At 59.9% G+C, this 16,871-nt stretch carries 16 protein-coding genes; 5 read left to right on the top strand and 11 right to left on the bottom strand.

The window, feature by feature from the left end; translation table 11 throughout:
• Positions 1-51 precede the first annotated feature (51 nt).
• Both REA38_RS21290 and ypfH read left to right on the top strand, forming a co-directional pair.
• On the top strand, positions 52-2,064 hold the full coding sequence (locus REA38_RS21290) for a GNAT family N-acetyltransferase (protein WP_308886580.1): 2,013 nt from the start codon (positions 52-54) through the stop codon (positions 2,062-2,064).
• Positions 2,065-2,184: 120 nt separating this feature from the next.
• The gene (gene ypfH / locus REA38_RS21285; protein ID WP_103773004.1) at positions 2,185-2,874 is read left to right on the top strand and encodes an esterase; all 690 of its coding nucleotides are present in this window, start codon (positions 2,185-2,187) and stop codon (positions 2,872-2,874) included.
• A gap of 30 nt (positions 2,875-2,904) precedes the next feature.
• Here ypfH and REA38_RS21280 read toward each other — a convergent pair whose 3' ends face one another.
• The 6 genes from REA38_RS21280 to REA38_RS21255 all read right to left on the bottom strand — a co-directional run bounded on the left by REA38_RS21280 (position 2,905) and on the right by REA38_RS21255 (position 7,043).
• Positions 2,905-3,090 carry a YpfN family protein gene (locus REA38_RS21280; protein ID WP_004941720.1) on the bottom strand — a complete coding sequence of 62 codons (186 nt, stop codon included), beginning with the start codon at positions 3,088-3,090 and terminating at the stop codon, positions 2,905-2,907.
• 2 nt (positions 3,091-3,092) lie between these two features.
• Positions 3,093-3,767 (bottom strand): M15 family metallopeptidase, encoded by a 675-nt coding sequence (locus REA38_RS21275; protein ID WP_033648808.1) that lies wholly within the window; start codon positions 3,765-3,767, stop codon positions 3,093-3,095.
• Positions 3,764-4,891, bottom strand: a complete 1,128-nt coding sequence (gene dapE / locus REA38_RS21270) for a succinyl-diaminopimelate desuccinylase (RefSeq protein WP_033648807.1) — start codon at positions 4,889-4,891, stop codon at positions 3,764-3,766. Before dapE ends, REA38_RS21275 begins: the two co-directional genes overlap by 4 nt.
• Positions 4,888-5,274: an ArsC family reductase gene (locus REA38_RS21265; RefSeq protein WP_033654592.1), complete on the bottom strand. Its 387-nt coding sequence runs from the start codon at positions 5,272-5,274 to the stop codon at positions 4,888-4,890. The genes dapE and REA38_RS21265 overlap by 4 nt, the downstream gene beginning before the upstream one ends.
• Before the next feature lie 254 nt (positions 5,275-5,528).
• Entirely contained in the window at positions 5,529-6,080 is a 552-nt protein-coding gene (locus REA38_RS21260; RefSeq protein WP_033648805.1) for a LuxR C-terminal-related transcriptional regulator, read from the bottom strand.
• A 531-nt stretch (positions 6,081-6,611) separates the two neighbouring features.
• Positions 6,612-7,043 (bottom strand): GNAT family N-acetyltransferase, encoded by a 432-nt coding sequence (locus REA38_RS21255; RefSeq protein ID WP_033635490.1) that lies wholly within the window; start codon positions 7,041-7,043, stop codon positions 6,612-6,614.
• A gap of 284 nt (positions 7,044-7,327) precedes the next feature.
• On the opposite strand from REA38_RS21255, the gene ypfM reads away from it, so the two are divergent.
• Positions 7,328-7,387: a protein YpfM gene (ypfM, locus tag REA38_RS21250; RefSeq protein WP_100396732.1), complete on the top strand. Its 60-nt coding sequence runs from the start codon at positions 7,328-7,330 to the stop codon at positions 7,385-7,387.
• Between the two features lie 126 nt (positions 7,388-7,513).
• Here ypfM and acrD read toward each other — a convergent pair whose 3' ends face one another.
• Positions 7,514-10,651, bottom strand: coding sequence for a multidrug efflux RND transporter permease AcrD (gene acrD, locus REA38_RS21245; protein ID WP_033635489.1), 3,138 nt, complete (start codon positions 10,649-10,651; stop codon positions 7,514-7,516).
• Positions 10,652-10,944: 293 nt separating this feature from the next.
• On the opposite strand from acrD, the gene REA38_RS21240 reads away from it, so the two are divergent.
• Positions 10,945-11,223, top strand: a complete 279-nt coding sequence (locus REA38_RS21240; protein ID WP_004941750.1) for a helix-turn-helix domain-containing protein — start codon at positions 10,945-10,947, stop codon at positions 11,221-11,223.
• A 32-nt stretch (positions 11,224-11,255) separates the two neighbouring features.
• On the opposite strand, the gene REA38_RS21235 is transcribed toward REA38_RS21240, so the two are convergent.
• The 3 genes from REA38_RS21235 to REA38_RS21225 form a co-directional block, all read right to left on the bottom strand.
• Complete coding sequence (locus REA38_RS21235) at positions 11,256-11,888, bottom strand: response regulator (RefSeq protein WP_172905329.1); 633 nt, start codon at positions 11,886-11,888, stop codon at positions 11,256-11,258.
• 161 nt (positions 11,889-12,049) lie between these two features.
• A complete protein-coding gene (narQ, locus tag REA38_RS21230; RefSeq protein ID WP_308886579.1) occupies positions 12,050-13,726 on the bottom strand; it encodes a nitrate/nitrite two-component system sensor histidine kinase NarQ in 1,677 nt (558 codons plus the stop codon).
• A 259-nt stretch (positions 13,727-13,985) separates the two neighbouring features.
• Positions 13,986-15,632 (bottom strand): M60 family metallopeptidase, encoded by a 1,647-nt coding sequence (locus REA38_RS21225; protein WP_308886578.1) that lies wholly within the window; start codon positions 15,630-15,632, stop codon positions 13,986-13,988.
• A gap of 234 nt (positions 15,633-15,866) precedes the next feature.
• Here REA38_RS21225 and nudK point away from each other — a divergent pair, with 234 nt between their 5' ends.
• Entirely contained in the window at positions 15,867-16,442 is a 576-nt protein-coding gene (nudK, locus tag REA38_RS21220) for a GDP-mannose pyrophosphatase NudK (RefSeq protein WP_308886577.1), read from the top strand.
• Between the two features lie 50 nt (positions 16,443-16,492).
• On the opposite strand, the gene REA38_RS21215 is transcribed toward nudK, so the two are convergent.
• Positions 16,493-16,871 (bottom strand): transketolase C-terminal domain-containing protein (locus REA38_RS21215; RefSeq protein ID WP_277350629.1); only part of this gene is annotated, 379 nt, incomplete at its 5' end.

The following is a 16,871-nucleotide window of genomic DNA, read 5'->3' as shown; positions in this document are numbered from 1 at the left end:
CAAGTGCCGGAGCCTGACTCCGGCATTTTTTTCGGATTGAGATACAGCCTTATGTTACAGGCAGCGCAACAACTCATGCGGCGGCAGGGCATCCGGCGCCTGCTGGTGCTCAGCGGTGAACCCGGCTGGTGCCGCGAACAGGCACAGCGGCTGGCGGCGACGCTGCCGGGCGACTGGCCGTGGGTGGGGGAAAACCCGCCGCCCGGCCTGACGGCGTTGGCGAGCGGCGCGGTGCGCCAACTGCTGGGGCAGGAACGGCTGCACGCGGTGTTCGACGCCGGCCAATCGCTGGACGTGGAGGCATTGGCGGCGCTGTGCGGCGCACTGCGCGCCGGCAGCTGGCTGCTGCTGCTGACGCCGCCCTGGCGGCAATGGCCTCAGCTGCCGGACGGCGACAGCCTGCGCTGGAGCGATTGCCCACAGCCGATCACCACCCCGCATTTCATTCACCATCTGCAGCAGCACCTGGCCGACGACCGAGAAGTGACGATCTGGCGGCAGGATGAGCCTCTGACGCTGGCCGCGCTGCCGGCGCGCGAGGGTTGGCTGCCGCCGGATGGCCGGCCGACCGGGGAGCAACAGGCGATCTTGACGGTGCTGCTGCAGGCCGAATCCGGCGTGTGGGTGCTGACCGCCGCCCGCGGCCGCGGCAAATCGACGCTGGCCGGCATGCTGGTGGCGCAGTCGCCGCTGACCTGTTGGATCACCGGGCCGAGCCGCGCCGCCACGGAGGTGGCCGGGGAATGGGCGCAGGGGCGCGCGCAGTTTTGGGCGCCCGATGCCTTGCTGGCGCAGTGTCGGGAGGGGGACGTCAGCGCCGTGGGCTGGCTGCTGGTGGATGAAGCGGCGGCGATCCCCGCGCCGCTGTTGCAGCAGCTGATCGGTTATTTCCCGCGCGTGCTGCTGACCACTACGGTGCAGGGGTATGAGGGCACCGGCCGCGGTTTTCTGCTGAAGTTTTGCGCCGGGCTGCCGTCTTATCAGGCGTTGAGCCTGCAACAGCCGATGCGCTGGGCACAGGGCGATGCGCTGGAACGGATAACGGACAATGCGCTGTTGTTCAATGAGCTGCCTGCCTGGCCGGCGGATGGCCAGGCGATCGATTACAGCCAGGCAGAGCAGCGTGAGCTGTGCGCCGATCCGCAGCGGCTGGCGCGTTTCTACGCCCTGCTGAGCAGCGCGCATTACCGCACCTCGCCGCTGGACTTGCGCAGGCTGATGGATGCGCCCGGCATGCATTACGGGCTGGCGCAGGCCGGGCCAGAGGTGGTCGGCGCCGTGTGGCTGGTGGACGAAGGCGGCTTGAGCACCGAGTTGGCGCACGATGTGTGGGCCGGCCGCCGTCGGCCGCGCGGCAACCTGGTGGCGCAGTCGCTGGCGGCGCACGGAGGCCAATGGTGGGCGCCGACGCTGCGTTCACGGCGCATTACCCGCATCGCGACGCTGCCGGCGCTGCGGCGGCAGGGTATCGCGCGTCAGCTGATCGAACGGCAACGCCGCCAGGCGCAGGGGCTGGATTTCCTGTCGGTCAGCTTCGGCTATACCGAGCCGCTGTGGCGCTTTTGGCAATCCTGCGGTTTCGAGCTGGTGCGTATCGGCAGCAAACCGGAGGCCAGCAGCGGCTGCTATACCGCGATGGCTATTTTGCCCTTGAGCGAGCAAGGGGAGGCGCTGCGGCACGCGGCGCACAAGCATCTGGCGCGCGACTGGCCCTGGCTGCGGCAGCGCATCGAACTCGCGCTGGCGATCCCGGGCGACGACGGCGATACGTCGCTCGGCGAAGAGGACTGGCGTGAGCTGGCCGGGTTCGCTTTCGCCCACCGGCCGCTGGAGGCCAGCCTGGGGGCATTGCAGCGTTTGCTGTTGGCCAGCAATCTGCCGCTGCCCGCGCTGCGCGGCCATCTGCAGCGGCGGCAATCCCCGGCGGCCTGCGCGGAGCAGGCGGGCGTCAGCGGCCAGAAAGCCTTGCTGCGCCACTGGCGGCATGAAACGGCGCAGGCGCTGGAACAGCTGAATGCGCAGCACTGCCGCTACTGGCGCGACTGGGCGCAGTCGTTGCAATAAATTGAACAACTCGCTCAATAAAACCCGATTTTCCCGCTTTCTCAACGGCGTATAGTCACTGTCAGCGGTGCGGCGGCGACTGTCCTCGCACCAGGTTTGGTTACTATTAAGGAGTCATCGATGAAACATGAGCATTTCGTTGTCCAAAGTCCGGCGACCCCGGCGGCGCAGCTGATCTTGCTGTTTCACGGTGTCGGCGACAACCCGGTGGCGATGGGGGAGATCGGCAGCTACTTCGCCAAAGAGTTTCCTCAGGCGCAGGTGGTGAGCATCGGTGGCCCCGAAGCGTTTGGCAACGGCGCCGGGCGCCAGTGGTTTTCGGTGCAGGACGTGACCGAAGAGAACCGCGCGGTCCGTATTGCAGACGTGATGCCGCAGTTTGTGGCGGTGGTGCGCCATTGGCAGCAACTGAGCGGCGTGGGCTATGCCGGCACGGCGCTGGTGGGGTTCTCGCAAGGGGCCATTATGGCGCTGGAAGCGCTAAAAGCGGAAACCCGACTGGCCGGGCGCGTGGTGGCGTTCAGCGGGCGTTTCGCCCAGCTGCCTGAGCAGGCTTTCGGCGACAGCGTGGTGCATTTGATCCACGGTGCAGAGGACGCGGTGATCGCGGTGCAACACGCTCACGCGGCGGCGGAAGCGCTTCGGGCCGGCGGCGCCGATTTCACGCTGGACGTGGAGGAAAACGTCGGGCACGCGATCAACCAGGGCATGATGAACGCCGCGCTGGAAAGGCTGCATTATTATGTGCCGCAGCGCTACTGGGACGAAGCATTGTCCGGCAAGCGCGGCGAGCTGATCGCCTTTCGCTAAAAACTCAGGGCGCCGATAAGCGCCCTGGTGTCATTTCTTTTTCGGCCAGTCGTCTTCGTCATCCCACTGGGCATTATTGTCGCGGTGCGGCGGTATCTCCGGCTTGTTGGCCAGATAGCTTTTCACGTCGACGCGGCGCAGTTCCTTGATGCCGCTGACGACCATTCCCACCAGAACCAGCAGGATAATCCACCAGTAATCAGCTAACCATTGCATAGCTACTCCTTTACTTCACTGCGTATAAAACGCGAAAAAATCGAGGGCAGATGGCGTTCGAGCCATTCGGCACCGGCGACCTCCTTGTCTTGCCAGGCCGCCAGCAACAGCGCCGGGGTCAGCAAGCGTTCGGCCTCTTGCGCCAGCGGCCGGTAGCTCAGATGCCACGGCTCTACCGCCACGCCACCGCTGTCTTCGGTAAAGGGGCGGTAGAAACCGAACTCGGCCATATGTGCCGTCAGCCACTGGTTGAGCGGCGCAAAGTAACCGCCTTCTTCATATTCCCACGGCTCCAGCTGCAGCTTTTTCCCTTCCGGCAGCAGCGACGGATCGTACACATCCAGATCGCTGCCCCAGTGATGGCGGCTGGCGCCCGGCAGGGCCGACCAGCGCAGGATCGCCTCACAGCGCTCGGCGGCGGGCAGCGGCGCGACGTCGATTGGGCGGCTGTCCTTATCTAATACTGGCCGCTGGCCGCAGAATTTGCCATTCCAGATCGCTAACTGCCGGTCGAAATCGCGGAAGGTGCTGGCGGGCTGGAGATCGAATCCCGCCTCACGCGCCGCTTGCTGCATCGCCAGGAAGGCGTTGACCGCCTGCGGCTGCAGCCGATGGTTCCCGCTCAGCGGCGCCAGGTGTTCGGTTGAGCGGCCGGTGAGCATCTCTGCGTTGATCATGCGACCAATTGCTCCATGATGCGTTGATACATGCGGCTCAGCAGCTGCAGATCTGCGGCGTTGACGCATTCGTTGACCTTGTGGATGGTGGCGTTGACCGGCCCCAGCTCCACCACCTGCGCGCCCATCTGCGCGATAAAGCGGCCGTCGGAGGTGCCGCCGGTGGTCAGCAACTGCGGCGTCAGTTCAGAATAGTGCTCGACGGCGTTGACCACCGCATCCACCAGCGCGCCGCGCGAGGTGAGGAACGGTTGGCCGGACAGCCGCCACTCGATGCTGTAGTTCAGCTGGTGGCGTTCCAGCAGCTCTTCCACGCGCTGCTTGATCATCGCATCGGTCAGCTCGGTGCTGAAACGGAAGTTGAACTGGACATAAAGATCGCCCGGGATCACGTTGTTGCTGCCGGTGCCGGCCTGCACGTTGGCGATCTGCATGCTGGTCGGCGGGAAGAACTCGTTGCCGCGATCCCATTCGATCGCCACCAGTTCATTCAGCGCCGGCATGGCGCGGTGCACCGGGTTGTCCGCCAGGTGCGGATAGGCGACGTGCCCCTGTACGCCGTGGATATGCAGGTTGGCGGTGATGGAGCCGCGTCGGCCGTTTTTCACCACGTCGCCGACGCGCTCGGTGCTGGACGGCTCGCCGACCAGGCAGTAATCCAGCCTCTCGTTGCGCGCCATCAGCGCTTCGACCACCTTAACCGTGCCGTGGGTGGCGCTGGCCTCTTCATCCGAGGTGATCAGAAATGCCAGGCGGCCCCGGTGATCCGGGTTAGCGGCGACAAATCGCTCGGCGGCCACCACCATTGCGGCCAATGAACCTTTCATGTCCGCCGCGCCGCGGCCATACAGCATGCCGTCGCGGATCGCCGGTTCAAACGGCGGGTTGTCCCAACGCTTTTCATCGCCGGTCGGCACCACGTCGGTGTGCCCGGCAAACGCCAGGGTTTGCCCTTCGCCGCGCCAGGCCCAGAAATTCTGGGTGTCTTCGAAGTCCATCGCTTCGACGGTGAAGCCGATTGCCTGCAGACGATCGATCATCAGTTGCTGGCAGCCTTCGTCATTCGGGCTGAGGGAAGGGCGCTTGATAAGCTGCTGGGCCAGTTCGATAACCGGGCAAGTCATACGGCGACCTCGGCGATAAATTGCTGGTAAGTGTCGGCGTTAAAACCGAGCAGGGCGCGGCCGTTGCCGTCGTCCAGCAGCGGGCGTTTAATGATTGCCGGCTGCGCCAGCATCAGCGCGATGGCGGCGTCGGCGTTATCGCAGGCGTTGCGCTGCGCTTCATCCAGCTTGCGCCAGGTGGTGCCGCGGGTATTGAGCAGCGGCTCCCAACCCAGTTGCGCGACGAAACCGCGCAGCTGCTGTTCGGTCAGGCCGTCGGCGCGGTAGTCGTGAAAATGATAGGCCACGCCCTGATCTTCCAGCCAGCGGCGGGCTTTCTTGATGGTGTCGCAGTTTTTGATGCCGTACATCGTCAGCGTTGTCTGTTGCGGTTTGTTTGCCATGGCGTAAAGCTACCTGTCTCGTCGAGTCGATACTGGGCGGCGGGCGCGGTCTTAGGCCTTCTCGCCGCCCGGCGATAGCAGAGATAATGCCAGTAAAGCGGCGGCGAGATCCAGACAACGATGCGCGCGAGATGCGATTGAGCACCAGGGAGAGAAGTTGGCAATGTGGTTGAACGGCAGACTTCGCCGACGGTGCTTGTAAAAGACGTCGGCGAACGCGTTCAGCCGCCAATGCGGATCTGGGCTCAGAGGAACTATTCTTTATTAATTTTTATATTTAAACGATCGGTTAAACACCGTACGCGGGTAATATGCAACAGCGGTTTTATTCTGCTGGCGCCAAGCTTTTTCATGATTCTCGATTTGTAATGATTGGCGGTTTTGTTTCTTATATTCATAGCGTTGCTGATATCGGTCAGCGATTTTCCCGTCGACCACTCCGACAGGAAAAGGGACTCGCGCCGGGAGAGCTGCGGCGGCTCGGTATAGTGACTGTAGCGCGTATATAAATCGCCGATCAGGTGGCTGAAACGGCTTAAAGATATAAGGTTTGATAATATAATGGTCTTATTGTCGACAATCACCATCTCATGCGGGCAGTCGGTAATAATGACTATTTTGTAGGTTTTGGGGTTGGCATATTCATCGCGGTAACGCGCTTCAAAATTGGCGAGGGTGACATCGATAAAACAGACCCTTCTGCGGTTAAAGTCGGCTGGCGTGTTTTTTTCTGACCATGTTTGATTTATCAGTTGTCTGATACCGATAATGGTATAGGTACATTCGCTGAAAATATCGATCTTCATATTATTATAATCCTTTATTTTTTATTCCCGGTGGCGACGGTTATCTTAAAGTATAAAAATAGAAATAATCGAAATAATTAAATGTTGAATTATTTCCGATGATGAATCTCAACATTTACCTATACCGCTGGTTTAGTCAGTTTGTTTTTTATTTGATTGATAATCAAGAGATAAATAGGAGTAATAAAAAGTGCCGCAAGAGGGGGAGAGGTTTTTAAATAGATGCCAGCTATCAATCAAGGAGAATTAAAAGGAAATATCATAGATTATTCCTATCGTAAATTAATATTCGATCGTTTTTACCGATCTTTTGGTTCGTGATATCTTTGTAAGAGGTCTAATGACTAAGAAATATCTCTGACAGGAAGTTCAAACGTTTTCTCATTCATGGTTGCAGAGGTGAATAATAGTGAAAATAAAAAGTTAAAAGAGAGTGTGTATTTTTTCCGGGGCATTTTGGCTAAGCGTTTTATCTGTCTCAAGCATATCGTCAGCTGTATTCTGCTGAGAAAAGTATTTTGATCAAGATGATCAGCGGATATAACCGCCGTTTTGCAACCGTTGCAGTGAGGCGCCGTCCGCATACACCATGCCGGTGGTCAAATCATGAAAGCCGTACTTTTTATAGAAGGCCAGTTTTTCCGGCACGGAATAGATGAAAATCTTGCCGAGCGGCGCCAAATCTTGCATCACCCGATCCATCAACCGGCGCCCCAGCCCTTGCCCCTGAAAGCGCGGATCGATCGCCACGTCGGCCAGATAAGCGACCGAGGTCAGGTCGCTGATGGCGTGCGCGGTGGCGATCAGCTCGTCGCCGATAAACCCCCAATAGCAAAACTGGCTGTGTTGGTAAACGCGCCGCAGGGTGTGCGGATCGCGCTTGCCCAGCCCGGCGGCCTCCAGCAATTCACACAGCCGCTGCCAGTCGATGGCGCGGCGGTTCGGGTCGGTGATAATTTCCATCGTTTTCCTCTAACCAATAAGACTGAGGTCGGCGGCATAGTGCCGAATGGCGCGCTGATACCCGCGGATGTCGGCGCTCCATTGTCGTATTTTTATACCTTTTACACGCTACCGCGGAGAAATTGATATCACAAGGGAATAGCAGCACTGAGTATTGATCAGATAAATACGAAAATGTGCGCTAAGCCCGGTTTCCGGGCCCGGCATCGTTCCCGTTTCCCTTCACATGGTCAAAAAACAGGCGTAGAATCCGCTTCGTCAAATAATTGAGGTTGTAAAGTATTATGGTTGATCGTGAATTAGGAAACTGGAAAGACTTCATTGATGAGATGTTGGGCAACTGACACAGCGTTGAAGCAGATGGCAAGGTTGAGTCATTGGAAAGTCACTGAAACACCTTGGGAACGAGATTATCGTTCGAAATAAAGCAGCATCGGTAACCCGACGCTGCTTTTTTTATGCCCAGGCTATCACTCCCCGGCGGCCGTCGTATTGCCTGCCGGATGCGCTTTGCCCGGGAAGCGGCGGCGCACCAGCACGAAGAACAGCGGCACGAAGAAAATCGCCAGCAGGGTGGCGGAGATCATGCCGCCCATCACCCCGGTGCCGACCGCATGCTGGCTGCCGGAACCGGCGCCGCTGCTGGTGGCCATCGGCAGCACGCCGAAGATGAACGCCAGCGAAGTCATCAGGATCGGCCGCAGACGCATGCGTGATGCGTCGAGCGTCGCGGACATCAGATCCTGCCCTTTGTGGTTCAGCTCGTTGGCGAATTCGACGATCAGAATGGCGTTTTTCGCCGACAGCCCAATGATGGTCAACAGGCCGACCTGGAAATAAACGTCGTTCTCCAGGCCGCGCAGCCAGGTGGCGGCGACCGCGCCGATCACCCCCAGCGGCACCACCAGCATCACCGAGAACGGTATCGACCAGCTTTCATACAGCGCCGCCAGGCACAGGAACACCACCAGCAGCGAGATGGCGTACAGCGCCGGCGCCTGCGAGCCGGACAAGCGTTCCTGGTAGGAGAGCGCCGTCCATTCCAGCCCGAAGCCGGTCGGTAACTGGCTGACCAGTTTTTCCATTTCCGCCATGGCGGTGCCGGTGCTGACGCCGTTGGCCGCCTCGCCGACGATTTCCAGCGCCGAGTTGCCGTTATAGCGTTCCAGCCGCGGCGAGCCGTATTCCCAGTGTGAACTGGCGAAGGCCGAGAATGGCACCATGCCGCCCGCGCTGTTGCGCACATACCATTTGTTGATGTCTTCCGGCAGCATGCGGAACGGCGCGGCGGCCTGCACGTAAACTCTCTTCACCCGGCCGCGATCGACGAAGTCGTTGACGTAGGTCGAACCCCAGGCGGTGGAGAGGGTATTGTTGATGTCGTCGATAGATACGCCCAGCGCCTGCGCCTTGCGCTGATCGATATCGATCTGCAGCTGCGGGCTGTCGTCCAGGCCGTTGTGGCGCACGCGCGACAGCAGCGGATTTTGCGCCGCCAGCTGTAACAGTTGGTCGCGAGCCGCCATCAGTTTGGCGTGCCCCAACCCGGCGTGATCTTCCAGTTCCATGTCGAAGCCGGAGGAGTTGCCGAGGCCGGTGATCGCCGGCGGGCTGCTGGCGATCACCCGCGCTTCGTTAATCTTGTTGAATGCCAGCGTGGCGCGATCGATGATGTCGAACGAGCTGTTGGCGCCCGAGGTGCGCAGATCCCAGTCTTTCAGCCGAACGAACAGACGCGCCACGTTTTGGCCGTTGCCCCCCGGCCCGGAGCCGATGATGGCGAACACCGACAACACGTCCTGTTTCTCTTCGGTGAGGAAATACTGCTCAACCTTTTCCACCACTTTAGAGGTTTGCTGCAGGGTCGAGCCCGCCGGCAGCTGTACCTGTACGGTGAAGATGCCGCGGTCTTCCTGCGGCAGGAACGAGGTCGGCAGCTTGATGAACAGCAGCGCCATGCCGCCGAGCAACAGCAGATAAATCACCATGTAGCGGCCGCTGGCGTGCAGAATGCGCCCCACGCCGCGCTCATAGCGTTCGGCGTTGCGGTTGAACATGCGGTTGAACCAGCCGAAGAAGCCGCGCTTGCCGTGATGGTGCCCCTTGGCGATCGGTTTGAGCAGCGTGGCGCACAGGGCCGGGGTCAGGATCATCGCCACCAGCACCGACAACACCATGGCGGAAACGATGGTGATGGAGAACTGGCGATAGATGGCGCCGGTGGTGCCGCCGAAGAACGCCATCGGCACGAACACCGCCGACAGCACCAGGGCGATGCCGACCAGCGCGCTCTGGATTTGCCCCATGGATTTGCGCGTGGCTTCACGCGGCGGCAGGCCTTCTTCGCTCATCACGCGTTCGACGTTTTCCACCACCACGATGGCGTCGTCCACCAGCAGGCCGATCGCCAGCACCATGGCGAACATGGTAAGGGTATTGATGCTGAAGCCACAGGCGGAAAGGATGGCGAAGGTGCCCAGCAGCACCACCGGCACGGCGATGGTGGGGATCAGCGTGGCGCGGAAGTTCTGCAGGAACAGATACATCACCAGGAACACCAGCAGGATGGCTTCCAGCAGCGTTTTCACCACGTCCTTGATCGAGGCTTTGACGAAGGGGGTGGTTTCATAGGCCACTTTGGCCTCCAGCCCGTGCGGGAAGTATTGCGACAGCTCGGCGATCTTGTCTTTCACCAACTGGTCGGTCTGCAGTTCGTTGGCGCCGGAGGCCAGCTTGATGTTCATGCCCGCGGCCTGCATGCCGTTGTAGCGGCTGAGGTAGTTGTAGTTCTCGCCGCCCAGTTCGACGGTGGCGACGTTGCCCAGCGTCACCAGCGAACCGTCCTGATTGACCCGCAGGGTGATTTGGCGGAACTGTTCCGGCGTCTGGAGCTGCGACTGGGCGTTAATGGTGGCGTTCAGCGCCTGCTTATCGACCGATGGCGTGCCGCCCAACTGGCCGACCGCGACCTGGGCGTTCTGCGACTGAATGGCGCTGACCACATCCTGGGTGGTCAACTGATAGCTGTTGAGCTTGTTGGGATCGAGCCAGATGCGCATGGCGTATTGCGAGCCGTACACGTCCATGCTGCCGACCCCGTTGATGCGGCTGAGCGGATCCTGCAGGTTGGAGACGATGTAATCGGCGATGTCCTGCCTGTCCATGCTGCCATCGGTGGAGACGAACGCCACCATCATCAGCGTGGTGTCGCCGGATTTCGAGACCGTCACCCCCTGATTTTGCACCGCCTGCGGCAGGCGTTTGATCGCGGCCTGCAGCTGGTTTTGCACCTGCTGCATCGCCTCGTTGGGATCGGTACCGGCTTCGAACGTCAACGTCACGGTCGCCTGGCCGGTATTGGTGCTCTGCGACGACATGTACATCATGTTGTCGAGGCCGGTCATATTCTGTTCAATGATTTGGGTAACGGTGTTTTCCAGCGTTTGCGCCGAAGCACCTGGGTAAGTTGCGCTGATGCGCACGTTCGGCGGCGCCAAATTCGGGTATTGTTCTACCGGTAAAGAAAAAATCGCCAACGCCCCGGTCAGGCAAAGAATAATTGCCAGCACCCAGGCGAAAATCGGGCGATCAATAAAAAAATTGGCCATGCAGCGCGAACCTCGTTATGACTTGTTCTATCTTTAAAACGCATCGGAAATATGCATTTCAGCGGCAGGGAAGGATTCCGGCGCTATTGCACTTTACTCGGGATAGCCGAGGAAAGCGTGGAGAAAAAAAGGAGATAGTGTAAATAACGGTAGCGGAAAACGGCGTGGGCGTATCGGCGTCGGTAATTGTACGCTATTAAGACATTTTTATTACTATCAAAGGCCTTGCGCATTTTTTCGCCGCAGGGAATCGAAAAGTAAAAACTGGCCTCACCTTACAGCAGGAGCTTGGCATGGGAATTAACCCGGTATTTGCCCGTCGGCTTTATTTATGCTGGCTGATCAGCCACAGTGAGCGGCCCAATGTGCCGCGGTTGATGGCGCTGACCGGCTGGCCGCGCCGTACGTTGCAGGATGTGCTGAAGGCGCTGCCCGGCATGGGCGTCGAGCTGCAGTTCGTGCAGCAGGGCGTGCGCAACAACGACGGTTTCTATCAGTTGGAAAGCTGGGGGCCGTTCAACAAGAGCTGGGTACACCAGCATCATCAGGCGCTGCTCAGCGCCATCGAGTAAGCGGCCCCGGCGGATCGGCCGGGGCGGGGCGATCAGTGGCTTTTGTACTCCAGGTACATCACCGTCGCCGCCACGCGAGAACGCACGTCCAGCTTGCGCAGTATGTTGCGGATGTGCACCTTCACGGTTTCTTCAGAGATATGCAACTGCGCCGCCACCTGCTTGTTGGACAGGCCGCGCGCCACCTCTTGCAGGACGTCCAGTTCGCGTTCGGTCAAGGCGGCGAAGGGGTCGTGCTGCTCGCTGCGCGCCAGCAAATAGTCGGCCATGGCGTCGCTGATCACGTTCTGGCCCTCGGCGGCGGCGCTGATGTGTTCCAGCAGTTGTTCGGGTTCGCTGTCTTTTAGCAGATAGCCGTCGGCGCCGGCGTCGATCAGCGCATACAGATCGCTGCGCGCGTCGGAGACCGTCAGCACGATGATGCGCGCGTCCACGCCTTCGTCGCGCAGGGCCCGCAGCGTATCCAGCCCCGACATGCCCTTCATGTTCAGATCCAACAAGATCACGTCCGGAGCGTGCTGCAGCGCCAGCGCAACCGCCTCGCTGCCGTTGCCGGCCTCTGCCACCACGCCAAATCGCGCATCCAGTCCCAGCAGTTGTTTGATGCCGCGCCGCATCAACGGATGATCGTCAACGATCATGACTCGGTATTGCTTCATCACCATGAAATATGCTCCCTGTAGCAAGTAAAGCCACTCAAACGCGCCCGGAGGCGTGCTTCACAGTGGGACTGTCTCTTCAAAAATAGCGGCATTCTGCACCGCAAACCTCTCCGGGCGGCCTTCAGGCCGGCGGCAACCGTAACGCAGAGTGAACAGCCGCAAGGTCAGGGCGAGAATGTCAGGCAGACCGCCGTGCCGCCGCCGCTTCTGCGCCGGATGCGCAGCGTTCCTCCCAGTCGCGCCGCGCGTTCGCTCATGATGGTCAAGCCGTAATGCCCTTCCGGTTCTTCCAGACTGGCGATGCCGCAACCGTCGTCGGTAATGCTGAATACGTTGTCGCCTGCGGCGTTGACCTCGCAACATACCGCGATCTCGTTCGCTCCGGCGTGCTTGACGGCATTGAGCACCGCCTCGCGCACGATCTGCAGCGCGTGCACCTGCTGCTGGGCGTTGAGCGCCTGCGAGGGCAGCCGACAGTGTAACTGAATCCGCGCCGGGGTTAGCGCCTTTAATGGCTGCAACAGTTGCTCCAGCGCGGCATTCAGATCCGCCTCCTGAATGTTGAGGCGGAAGGTGGCCAGCAATTCTCTCAGCTGGCGATAGGCATCGGCCAGCGTGCGCTCGAAATCGTCGATAATCGCCTGCGCCGCCGGATCGTCGGCGGCGCGCCGGAGCAGCGTCAGCTGGATGCGCAGGAACGACAGCGTCTGCGCCAGCGAATCGTGCAGCTCGCGTGCGATGGTTCCACGCTCTTCCATCAACAGCAGATATTGGTGCTGCTTTTGCGCCCGGTTGAAGTAGACGCCGCGCCCCAGCATGTTGGCCAGGCTCTGCATCAGGTGAGGATGCGGCGGCTGTGCTTCGGGCTGCCATCGCAACTCGCCCAGCAGTTTATCGCCTTGGGTGATCGGCAGCGTGCTCCAGGTTTGCGCCGGCGCCGGCTCTCCTTCGTTCAGTTGCCACTGGCCATGATCGTCCGCCACGTTCAACCGGATGCAGCGCAGTCGTTCGCTTTGGCGCACGATGCGCAGCGCATTTTCGAACGCCTGCTGATCGATCTGACGCACGCTCAGCGCCTGCGAGCAGCGATAGAGCACCTCCAGCGTGTCGTTGGCCTGCTGCAGGCGCTGGGTCTTTTCCTGCACTTTCAGCTCCAGCGACTGATAGAGGCGGGCCAGCTCGTCAGACATGGCGCTGAAGGTTTGCGACAGCACGCCGAGCTCGTTCGGCAGCGCCACGTCCAGCTGCGGATGGCGAAAGTCGCGCTGTTGCACGCGCTGGCTGGCGTCGACCAGATGCTGCAGCGGCGTGACCACCTGGCGGCGCATAAAGCGGATGCAGAACAGCACCAGACCGATGATGGCGGCGTAGCCCAGTACGCTGACGGCGGCCACCAGGGTGAGTTTCAACTCGGAATAACGCTGCAGAGCGGAAACGAAATGATCGACGCGGTTGACGTAGCCGGCGACCTCAGCCCGGTAGGCGGCCGCCTGCCCGTCGCGGATCTGCCGCTCCATCGTTTGCCATGTTCGTTGCAGCGCCAGATAGTGGTTGCGCACCTCGGCCGGGACGTAAAAGCGAGTCAGCTTTTGCAACGCGGGCGCCTGCAAAGATTGCCGGTACTGCTGCAGGTGCAGCTCCAGCTCCGGGCTCTGCCGCTCGAGATCGAAGGCCAAGCGGTAGCTTTGCATGCGCAGCGAACCGGCAATGTTGATCGCCTCGGCATCGCTCTGGCTGCCGGCGACGGTCGTCAACGCCAACCCGGTGGCGAGCACCGACAGTATCACGATGCCGAACAGCGCTCTGGCCAGGCTGCCGGTCACGGAACGTTTAACAAGCAATCACGGAATCCTTTTCTCTCAGGTGAGGCGCTTCGCCAGTTTCATTCGAAAGCAAAACTATAACTTTTGCAACTAAATTGCACCGCGATTTGTATCAAGTTGTCAACAAAACGGGAACAATTGTCGTTGTGTAATCAAATGAATAGCGAAATGCCCGCCGATGTTCAGCGGCGGGCCGGTTTTCTCTGAAGATTTGCCTTTAGCGCGGATGAAATCAGGCAGAAGGCCCCCTGTTCTGGGGGCGCTTTATTGCCGCGCTTCAGGGCGTCGGCAGATTCATCACGACCACCTGTTTCGCTGCGTGGTCGCTGAAGCGCAGCCCCCAGCGGGTGAAGTACTCGCGCAGATCCTGCCCCGCCTCCCGGCTGTAGACGACCACGCTGAAGTCGATGACCTTCTGCGGCGTGCCGAAAACGTATTTATATTTATCCTGCATGGTGTTACCCGGTGCCGCGAAAGTCTGCTTCAGCCGTTCCTGATTAATCCGCGGGAAGAAGGATTCATCATAAGCGTGCAACAGATGGGTAAAAAACCCCAGCGCGACATCATGCTGCTTCTTCGGGAATTCGTCATAGCGCACTTCTGATGCGAGGAACTTACGCACCGCATCCCGATCCCACTCCTTGTCGGCGCCCAGTTTGCAGGTTGGGCCATAGTCGAAATCGTTGCGTTCCGACAACAGGCGGCAAGCCAGTACCGAATAACGGTTGACCTGCACTTCGGGGAATACGTTGTATTCCCACTGCGGTTCGTTCTCATGCCCCAGTTCGTGCCAGAGTCCCCAGTGGGCGGCGTTGGCGCGGGTGGTCTTGTCGGCGAAGAAACCGACGTTGACCGCACCCTCGCGGTATTCGGCGCTGCAGCATTTGCTGTAGTTGAGGAACAGGGAACCCTGTGATGCCGTGAACATCTCGTGGGTGCCGTCCATGCCGTTCACCGCTTCATACAGCGCGGCGATGCTGAGGCTTTCCCCCAGCGATTTATTGATGATCTCCTGCGTTTTGTCGGTGATTTTCTTCGGTACGAAGTGATTGGATTTACCGTCATACAACACGGCGCCGCCCAGGATGCCGGCGCCGGCCTTCTGTTGCTCCCAGTCGCCTTGCGTATTCTGACCGAGAATGTGCAGGTTGCTGTCGCCACCGCCGCTCACATCTAACCGGACAAATTCGCCGTTTTGCTGTTTTTGCGGATGGCTGCAGCCTAAGGCCAGGACGCCGGTTTGCGCGAAGGTATAAGTGGTCTCCTTGTTGGCATCAAGCTTTCGTTTGTTCGAGTAGATGTTGTCAACGTTATCGAAACGGGCGCTGGTCGCCGCAAAACATGAGCTGCCTGCCGGAATCGTTCCGGCCTTTATCGTGACGCTGTCGCCCTGATTCCCCAGCGTGCGGGTGTAGAAGAAAATTCCGCGCGCCATGCTGCCATACAAGGAGTTGTACCAACTGGCGGCGTGAACGATCGGCAGCCGGTAGACATTTGGCGTGTCTGACGGGTACATCTGCATGGTGCGTTTGAGCCAATACAGCGGCGTGCGGGCATCTTGCGAGTCCGCCAGCGCCTGTTCGGCGTCCTGATTCAGCGCATCCAGGCTGGTGCCGATGTAACGCAGCGCATCGTTGAATCCCTCCTGCTCGGCATAGGCTTGCCACCAGGAAGTCTCCTGGGCGGCACACTGGCCGAGGTTTTGCCAGGGTTCGCCGACCCAACCGGCTACGCCGGGGATATGGTGTTTTTCTGCCCACCATTTATTGGCGAACAGCGTATTGTCCTTTATGACCTGCGTGCCTTTGATGGCGTAGGTTTTAGCCGCCCATTCCGGCACGTTGGCGCAGTCCGCCGCCTGAGCGCCGGCGCTGGCCATCAATAAAAGGCTTAATGGTAACAAGCAGCGATGAGTCAGTTTCACGTTGGTTTTCCCTAAAGAGGCGTTGAAAAATAAAATAGGCGCGTGTTATTAGGATGATGTGGCGCTATCCCTTATGGTTTTTTTTCAGGGTTTCCGCTACTTAGATGTGCTTACTTTAAGATGATTTAAGGTCGGGCCGCCGCCGGGACCGATGATGTTTTGTTGCAAATCGTCTGCCGCGGCGCGGCGTAATCGCGGTATGATCTTCAGGTTGCAACTCAAGGAAAAAGGGTCATGTCGTCGAAAATTGAGAATGTGAAGAAAGAGCTGCTGTCGGACAACTGGTATGTGCTGCATAAGTACACGTTCGATCTGAAACGCAAAAACGGCGGTTCGGTGCAACAGATGCGCGAGGTCTACGATCGCGGCAACGGCGCCACCATTTTGCTGTACAACCGCGCCAAGGGCACGGTGGTGCTGACCAACCAGTTCCGCATGCCGACTTATGTCAACGGCAACGAGAGCGGCATGCTGCTCGAGGCCTGCGCCGGCCTGCTGGACGCCGATTCTCCGGAGCAGTGCGCGCGCCGCGAAGCGGTGGAAGAGACCGGTTTTCAGGTGGGCGAGGTCAAGAAAATCTTCGAAGCCTACATGTCGCCGGGCGGCGTGACCGAGATCGTGCACTTCTTTATCGCCGAATACCATGACGATGAGCGGCGCGCGGCCGGCGGCGGCATTGAAGATGAAGATATTGAAGTGATCGAACTGCCGTTCAGCGAAGCGGTGGCGATGATCGTCGACGGCCGCATTAAAGACGGCAAGACCATCATGCTGCTGCAGTATTTGCAGATCCATCGGGTGATGGCATAAAAAAAGCCGGTCACGATGACCGGCTTTCTTATTGGCTGGCGCCAGGCCGCTTACTTCAGCAGCGCCTGCGCCTTGGCCACCACGTTGTCCACGGTGAAGCCGAACTCGGCGAACAGTTGCTCCGCCGGCGCCGACTCACCGAAGGTGGTCATGCCCACGATGGCGCCGTTCAGCCCCACGTACTTGTACCAGTAGTCCGCGATACCCGCTTCCACCGCCACGCGCGCCGTTACCGCCGCCGGCAGCACCGACTCGCGGTACGCCGCATCCTGCTTGTCGAACGCGTCGGTCGACGGCATCGACACCACGCGCACCTTGCGGCCCGCCGCGGTCAGCTTGTCCGCCGCTTCCACCGTGATGCCCACTTCGGAGCCGGTGGCAATCAGGATGACGTCCGGCGTGCCCGCGCAGTCTTTCAGCACGTAGCCG

The organism is Serratia sp. MF1(2023), assembly GCF_030954545.1.
GTDB classification, from domain to species: domain Bacteria; phylum Pseudomonadota; class Gammaproteobacteria; order Enterobacterales; family Enterobacteriaceae; genus Serratia; species Serratia sarumanii.
Note: the sequence above shows the minus strand (reverse complement) of the source record. Positions and strands in the feature narration are given on the sequence as shown.